This window comes from Curtobacterium sp. B8 (assembly GCF_000333315.1).
GTDB classification, from domain to species: domain Bacteria; phylum Actinomycetota; class Actinomycetes; order Actinomycetales; family Microbacteriaceae; genus Curtobacterium; species Curtobacterium luteum.
Map to the genome: position 1 here is coordinate 1 of NZ_BACW01000087.1, position 6,615 is coordinate 6,615.

Annotated in this window: 9 protein-coding genes; 6 read left to right on the forward strand and 3 right to left on the reverse strand. The window is 75.1% G+C overall.

The window, feature by feature from the left end; translation table 11 throughout:
* The first annotated feature begins 37 nt into the window (after positions 1 to 37).
* The 5 genes from I59_RS02400 (at position 38) to I59_RS02415 (ending at position 3,235) form a co-directional block, all read left to right on the forward strand.
* On the forward strand, positions 38 to 241 hold the full coding sequence (locus tag I59_RS02400) for a hypothetical protein (RefSeq protein ID WP_022902510.1): 204 nt from the start codon (positions 38 to 40) through the stop codon (positions 239 to 241).
* 50 nt (positions 242 to 291) lie between these two features.
* Entirely contained in the window at positions 292 to 897 is a 606-nt protein-coding gene (locus I59_RS23305) for a hypothetical protein (RefSeq protein ID WP_022902511.1), read from the forward strand.
* A 136-nt stretch (positions 898 to 1,033) separates the two neighbouring features.
* The gene (locus I59_RS23310; protein WP_261976493.1) at positions 1,034 to 2,365 is read left to right on the forward strand and encodes a hypothetical protein; all 1,332 of its coding nucleotides are present in this window, start codon (positions 1,034 to 1,036) and stop codon (positions 2,363 to 2,365) included.
* Positions 2,366 to 2,414: 49 nt separating this feature from the next.
* The gene (locus I59_RS02410) at positions 2,415 to 2,711 is read left to right on the forward strand and encodes a hypothetical protein (RefSeq protein ID WP_022902513.1); all 297 of its coding nucleotides are present in this window, start codon (positions 2,415 to 2,417) and stop codon (positions 2,709 to 2,711) included.
* Positions 2,708 to 3,235: a GNAT family N-acetyltransferase gene (locus tag I59_RS02415; protein WP_022902514.1), complete on the forward strand. Its 528-nt coding sequence runs from the start codon at positions 2,708 to 2,710 to the stop codon at positions 3,233 to 3,235. The genes I59_RS02410 and I59_RS02415 overlap by 4 nt, the downstream gene beginning before the upstream one ends.
* A gap of 17 nt (positions 3,236 to 3,252) precedes the next feature.
* Here the strand turns inward: I59_RS02415 and I59_RS02420 are convergent, their stop codons facing one another.
* A complete protein-coding gene (locus I59_RS02420) occupies positions 3,253 to 3,879 on the reverse strand; it encodes a maleylpyruvate isomerase family mycothiol-dependent enzyme (protein ID WP_022902515.1) in 627 nt (208 codons plus the stop codon).
* A gap of 197 nt (positions 3,880 to 4,076) precedes the next feature.
* The gene (locus I59_RS02425; RefSeq protein WP_022902516.1) at positions 4,077 to 5,087 is read right to left on the reverse strand and encodes an SDR family NAD(P)-dependent oxidoreductase; all 1,011 of its coding nucleotides are present in this window, start codon (positions 5,085 to 5,087) and stop codon (positions 4,077 to 4,079) included.
* Between the two features lie 106 nt (positions 5,088 to 5,193).
* Between I59_RS02425 and I59_RS02430 the strand changes: the two genes are divergently transcribed.
* The gene (locus I59_RS02430) at positions 5,194 to 6,039 is read left to right on the forward strand and encodes a helix-turn-helix transcriptional regulator (protein ID WP_022902517.1); all 846 of its coding nucleotides are present in this window, start codon (positions 5,194 to 5,196) and stop codon (positions 6,037 to 6,039) included.
* Between the two features lie 4 nt (positions 6,040 to 6,043).
* On the opposite strand, the gene I59_RS02435 is transcribed toward I59_RS02430, so the two are convergent.
* Positions 6,044 to 6,340, reverse strand: coding sequence for a hypothetical protein (locus I59_RS02435; RefSeq protein ID WP_022902518.1), 297 nt, complete (start codon positions 6,338 to 6,340; stop codon positions 6,044 to 6,046).
* Between the last annotated feature and the right edge of the window lie 275 nt (positions 6,341 to 6,615).

Below are 6,615 nucleotides of genomic sequence, written 5' to 3' on the forward strand. Positions count from 1 at the left end.
GCACAGCAGCAGAACGTGAACTACGCCGCGGGGGGGCATGCTCTTCGACGCCGACCGTCCGTGGGAGGTGCTCGTCCGGACGGGCGAGCCCCTCATGACCGCGGACACCGACGACGAGCGCTCAGGCATCGTGCCGAACGTCGTGTTCCCCACCGCCGTCGAGGAGATCGACGGCGTCCACCACGTCTTCTACGGCATGGCGGACTCCAAGATCGGCGTCGCACGACTCGTGCGGCGCTGATCGCCCAACCCCTGTGACGAACCCACTCATCCCGAGAACGAGGAGATGCAATGGTGCATCGCACCCTCCTGGCCGCGCTCGTCGCGGCCACCACCGCCGCGACGACCCTCGTCGCCGCCCCGGCCCAGGCGACCACGTCGACCACCGCAGCCGGCACGTCGGGCGCGAGCAGTGCCTCCCGGCCGGTCACGAACCTCGACCACCTCGACTTCCTGCTCGACGACGTCCCACTGCCGGAGGTCCCCGGACACAGCACGTACCAGCAGGCGAGCGACCCGACGGCCACCGCACCCTGGGTCTACGCCGACCGGAACGCGGACGGGACCTACCGCCGGGTCGGCGGTGGCACGCTCGATCCCGCGACCGGCCACTGGGGTCAGGGGGCGTTCGACGCGGACGACATCAGCCGCGCGGCCGTCGTCTACGTCCGCGACTGGCAGCAGAACGGGACCGCGTCGAGTCGCGAGCACGCGCGGGAGCTCCTGCGCTCGCTCACCTACCTGCAGACGGACAGCGGGCCGGACGCCGGCAACGTCGTCCTCTGGCAGCAGACCGACGGCACCCTCAACACCAGCCCGACACCGCCGGACTCCCCGGACCCGTCGGACTCCGCCGACTCGTTCTGGGTCGGCCGCACCGTCTGGGCCCCTCGGTGAGGCGTACCCGGCGATCCGCCACGCCGACCCCGGCTTCGCACGGTTCCTGCAGGGCCGTCTGCGCCTGTCGCTCGACGCCCTCGAACGGCAGTCACTCGCGTCGTACGGCCGCTACGACACCGTGAACGGGTCGCGCGTGCCGTCGTGGCTCATCGCCGACTCGACGAGCGCCACCGCGGAGGCCGTGCTCGGGCTGAGCGCCTACGTGCGCGCCGTGCCCGGCGACCGGCAGGCACGGACCGTGCTCGAGCGGGAGACGACCGGCATCGCGGCGATGCAGCGCGGTGACACGACCACGTGGCCGTTCGGGGCCGTCCTGCCGTCCGCGACGTCGCAGTCGACCTGGAACGCCTGGGGCGGGATGGCACCGGCGGCGCTGGCCTCGGCCGGTTCCGTGCTCCACCGCGGGGACTGGCAGCGGGACGCCCGCCGCGAGACCGCGCAGTTCGCCGCCGAGGTGCTCGCCTCGGGCGGCCCCGACAACGGGTGGACGCCGACGCCGTTCGACCGCACGCAGATCGCGTACGGCGCGGACTCGCTCGTGCAGTCGTTCCTCGCGGTCGGCGGAACGGGGCAGGACCGCCTCGCCGCGATCGCCGCGGGCTGGTACTTCGGCGCGAACCCGGCGGGCGTACCCGTGTACGACCGGACGACCGGCGCGTGCGTCGACGGGATCGCGGCGGACGGCACGGTGAACCGGGGCTGCGGCGCGGAGTCGTCGATCCACACCGCGCTGTCGATGCTCGCGCTCGACGCCCACCCGGCGGTCCGCACCTCGGCCGAGACCACGACGTCCCGGACCGACGTCGACGGCATCACGACCGTCGAGGCCGAGGGTGGGGCGCTGACCGGAGACGCTGCGGTCGTGCGGCCCGACGCCGCGTGGACCGGCTCGGCGAACTGGTCGGGCTCGGCGTACGTGCACGCTCCGGCGGGGTCGTCCGTGACGATCACGATCCCGGCGCTGGGTCAGGACACGCTGCTGTACCCGGTGGTGTCCGAGGCCTCCGGTCCGGCGGGCCGCACGGACTGGACCGTGCGGGGAGCGGACGGCCGGACCCGGTCGCTCGGCTCCACCCCGAACGGCGGCGCAGGGGCGCAGGGCACCGCGCCGACCCCGTCGTTCCTGCACCCGCTCACGCTCGCGCGCACCGCTCCCGCGGGCACGACGACGATCACGGCGACCGTCCGCGGCGGGACGGCCGACCTCGACGCGGTGCTCCTCCGCCCGGTGGTGTCACACCTGGGGCTGGGGTCGGGTGCCGACAGCGCGGCCGGTGCGTCGCCGTCGGACCTCTTCGTGAACGGGACGACGTCGGTGCGCTCGACGACGGCGACGTTCGCGCAGCGCACCACGGTGTCGGTGTACGACCGCACCGGGCGGCTCGTGCGGACCGTGCACGTCGGGTCCGGGGTCCAGCGGGTGCCGCTCGCTCCGGGTGGCTCCACCGTGGCCGCTCCGCGCTGAACCGTCCCGCTCCTCGTGCCGTGCGCGCGTGTCCCGCTACCGTTGGGGCATGCGCGCACGGCTCCGTCACCACGCACCCGCCCTCGTGCTGCTGCTGCTCGCCGGCGTCGCGGTCGTGGTCGCGGTGCTCGCGGAGGCGCTGGCGTGGCCCGTCGCTCCGGCCTTCCCCGCCCTGCACAGCGGCGACTACTCGTACGTCGTCGGGCGGGGCGGCTTCCGGACCGCCCTCGCCGCACGGGCGATCGCGTGGGCGGCCGCCGCGCTCGTCGTCCCGTTGCTCGTCGCGGCACTGCTGGCCGTGGTCGTCCGCGGGCGACGCTCCGGAGGACGGGCCGCGCGGCCGTGATCGTCCTCCGCCCGTGGCTCCCCGGGGACGCGGACGCCCTGGTCGCCGCACGCGCCGGCTCCGACGACCTGGCGACGCAGTTCGAGCCGCTGCCCCACACCGCCGCCGCACGACGGTTCATCACATCGGCGCTGACGTCCGAGCCCGGACGACGACACTGGGCGGTCGTCCTGGACGGCACCGCCGTGGGCAACGTCGGGCTCACCGCCGTCGACCGCCGCCACGACTCGGCGTGGGTGTCGTACTGGCTCGCTCGTGACGCGCGCGGGCGCGGTCTCGCGACGCGAGCGGTCGCCACCGTCGCCGAGCGGGCCTTCGCCGACGGACTGTTCCGGCTCGAGCTCGGGCACCGGGTGAACAACCCCGCCTCCTGCCGGGTGGCGACGACAGCGGGGTTCCGGGCCGAGGGGGTCGAGCGGGCGAAGCTGCGCTACGGGTCCGAGCGGTTCGACGTCGAGACGCACGCCCGGCTGGCGACGGACCCGACGCCCGAGGTCGAGCTGCTCGACGTGGCCGGCGTCTGACGGGTCAGAGCAGACGGTCAGAGAACGGACCAGCCCACCGGGAGTGCCGCACGGCCGGTCAACGCCCGGAGGAGCGCCGTGGCGTCCTCGGCGTCGGCGTCGGCGACGAGCAGTCCGAGCACCCGGAGCGCCTCGTGAGCAGCCGCACCGGGTGGGTCCGCATCGAGGCCGGCCGCGACCCGCAGGTCGATCGTGTGCACGGTCAGCTCGAACACCCGCGTCGGCAGGTACGCGGCGAGCGCCCACTCCCCCATCGGCGTCGCCACCCGGGCGTCGGGCGGAGCGGAGCCGACGCGACCGGCGACCCGTTCGACGATCGCACGGACAGCGGTGATCCGGTCAGCGCCGAGGCCTCGTCCCGCCTGCCGCCCCCGTTCGGCGACGGCCGCGGGGTCCGCCCGTGACGACCGGACCGTGCGGTAGTAGTCGAGCGTGGTGGCGGTCGACGTCGTCGTCCCGTCCTCGAGGTACTGCTCGACGGTCAGGAGTGCTCGAGCCGTGTGCCCGACGAGGTCGCTCCGGGTCCACTCGCCGAGCGCCGGCCGGTGCCAGGCGTCCGGTCCCACGGCGTCGAGCGCGGCGGTGGTGGCCGCGAACCACTCCGCGGCGTGCTCGAACGCCTCGCGCGTCGTCGTCCATGTCATGGTCGTCCTTCCGGAGCCCATTGAACCCGTGCACGAGGCGGCGAGGGAACGGTGCTCCGCCCGGACACGGACGCGGACGCGGAGCCAGGCGTGGACACGGAACCGGACACGGACTCGGAGCCGGGCGCGGGCTCCGGCGACGGCTCCGACGCTGCGCCGCGCCGCGCCGCAGTGCGCCGCGCCGCGCCGCGCCGCGCTCAGGCGAACCGCGCCCCGGTCAGCCGGAGCGACTCGTCCCAGACCCGTGCCGCCTCGTCGCGGTCGGACATCGTCGGCCACGGATCGACCCACCCCGCGGGGCCGCCGACGCCGAGTCGCCAGGTCGGCGCGGCGAAGCGACCAGCCGCCGCCGGGTCGGTCGCGGCGAGGAGCGCCGGGTACGCCGCGGTCTCGGGTGTGCCGACGACCCAGCCGCGGGCGGAGAGCCAGCGGATGAGCCGGACCGATGCGGTGTCGGTGCTCCGGCCCATCTCCGGGCGCGCGGCGAGCAGGCTCGTCGGGGCGACGCCCGGATGGCTGACGGCCGTGGTGATCCCCCACCCCGCGGCCGCGCTCCGACGTCCGAGTTCGGCCGCGAAGAGCGCCGGTGCGATCTTCGACTGCCCGTACGCCCGCATCCCGTCGTAGGAGCGCTCGGACTGCAGGTCGTCCCAGAGCATCCGAGCTCGGCGCGCGGCGATGCTCGTCTGCACCACGACGCGAGCGCCCACGTCGCGGCCGCCCGCGCCGCGGCCGCCCGCGCCGTTGCCGCCCGCGCCGTTGCCGCCCGCATCCCGGTCACCGCCGGCGCGCAGCAGGGGCAACAGCGACGCGACGAGTGCCACGTGGCCGAGGTGGTTCGTCCCGAACTGCAGCTCGAAGCCGTCGGCCGTGGTCTGCCGTTCGGGCGGGGTCATCACGCCGGCGTTCGCCACGAGGACGTCGATCGGACGGCCGTCCCGCGTCAGCCGCTCGCCCAGCGCGGCGACGGACTCGAGCGAGGACAGGTCGAGTGACTCGGCCTCGAGCCGTGCTCCCGGGTGCTCGGCCCGGATGCGGTCCTGCACCGCCGCGACCTTCCCCGCGTTCCGGGCCGGCATGACGACCTCGGCGCCGGCCGCGGCGAGGTGCGCGGCGATCCGGACGCCGATGCCGTCGCTCGCGCCGGTGACGAGGGCTCGGCGCCCGGTCAGGTCTGGGATGGTCGGTGGATCGATGGTGCGTGGCATGGTGTGTCCTCCGTGGTCGGTGGCCCCAGCCTGGTCGGGTGCCCGTCGCGCATCCACGGCCTGACGATCCGTGGCTGGGAGGTGCGCGGTGCGAGAGGATCGGCGCATGATCGACCGAGCCGGACTGGCGGACTTCCTCCGCGGCCGCCGTGCCGCACTCCAGCCGGAGGACGTCGGGCTCCCCCGGGGTGTCCGTCGACGGACCACCGGACTCCGCCGCGAGGAGGCGGCGCTCCTCAGCAACATGTCGGCCGACTACTACGCACGGCTGGAGCGCGAGCGCGGCCCGCAGCCGTCCGACCAGATGCTGGCGTCGATCGCGCAGGGCCTCCGGCTGTCGCTCGACGAACGCGACCACCTCTTCCGCCTCGCCGGACACGAGCCGCCGACGCGGGGCGCCGGCTCCGACCACGTCGGGCCGGGCATCATGCGGATCCTCGACCGGCTCGTGGACACCCCGGCCGAGATCGTCACGGAACTCGGTGAGACGCTCCGGCAGACCCCGCTCGCCGCTGCACTGGTCGGCGACGCGTCGGTGCGCACGGGGCACGCGCGGAGCATCGGGTACCGCTGGTTCACGGACCCGGCCGCCCGGGCGCTGCACCCCCTGGAGGAGCACGCGTTCCTCTCGCGGATGTACACGTCGGGCCTCCGCCACGTCCTCGCGTTGCGCGGCCCCGGGTCCCGAGCTGCCGTCCTCGCCGAGGACCTGCTCGCCCGCAGCGAGGAGTTCCGCGAGCTGTGGGCACGGCACGAGGTCGGAGTCCGTCCCGCCGAGGAGAAGCACTACGTCCACCCCGAGGTCGGGCCGCTCACCCTGCAGTGCCAGGTGTTGCAGGACACCGACCGCGCGCAGCACCTGCTCGTCTACACGGCCGAGCCCGGCAGCGAGAGCGCCGACCGGCTCCGACTCCTGGCGGTGATCGGGACGACCGCAGCGCCGCCCGCCTGAGACGTCAGCGTCGGAGGAACGCCCCGGCGACGAGGCGGAGCAGCAGCGCGACCCCGCCGAGCACACCGACGCCGGTCGCCACGACGACCAGGACCACGAAGCGAGCCAGCGCCTGCACCTCGGTCTCGTCCGCGCCCGCCGTGACCTGGGCCGCGAACGCGTACACGACGAGCGCGACGACGAGCAGGACCACCCCGGTCCACGTCGCGACCCGGACCGCGATCGGCTGCCGCAGCGCGTCGCTCGGCACGGCCGCTCGTGCGGTCGCCCCCTCGGTCTCCCAGTCGGCCGGACTCGTCATGGCTCCCCCTCCGTCGGCACGATCCTAGGGGTCGCCAGCGCGGGCCGGGAGGCACGGCACGCGATCGCCGGGACCCCGCGGCCCGAGCAGGTGGTCACCGCAGGTGGTCGCTCCGGGCCGTCACGCCGGGCGGGGCTCGCCCCAGGTCACCGCGACGACCGTCACGTCGTCCGCGCGGTCGCCGGCCTCGGCGAGCGCCGTGACGTCCGCGACGATCCGGTCGATGTCGTCCCGTTCGTCGACAAACGCCTGCCACCGGTCGAGGGAGGCGAGGT

Bases quoted from the DNA above. Each gene is read 5' to 3' on its own strand.
- I59_RS02435 (WP_022902518.1), bottom strand. From the start codon at position 6,340: ATGACGAGTCCGGCCGACTGGGAGACCGAGGGGGCGACCGCACGAGCG.
- I59_RS02425 (WP_022902516.1), bottom strand. From the start codon at position 5,087: ATGCCACGCACCATCGATCCACCGACCATCCCAGACCTGACCGGGCGC.
- I59_RS02400 (WP_022902510.1), top strand. From the start codon at position 38: ATGCTCTTCGACGCCGACCGTCCGTGGGAGGTGCTCGTCCGGACGGGC.
- I59_RS02430 (WP_022902517.1), top strand. From the start codon at position 5,194: ATGATCGACCGAGCCGGACTGGCGGACTTCCTCCGCGGCCGCCGTGCC.
- I59_RS02410 (WP_022902513.1), top strand. From the start codon at position 2,415: ATGCGCGCACGGCTCCGTCACCACGCACCCGCCCTCGTGCTGCTGCTG.
- I59_RS02420 (WP_022902515.1), bottom strand. From the start codon at position 3,879: ATGACATGGACGACGACGCGCGAGGCGTTCGAGCACGCCGCGGAGTGG.
- I59_RS23305 (WP_022902511.1), top strand. From the start codon at position 292: ATGGTGCATCGCACCCTCCTGGCCGCGCTCGTCGCGGCCACCACCGCC.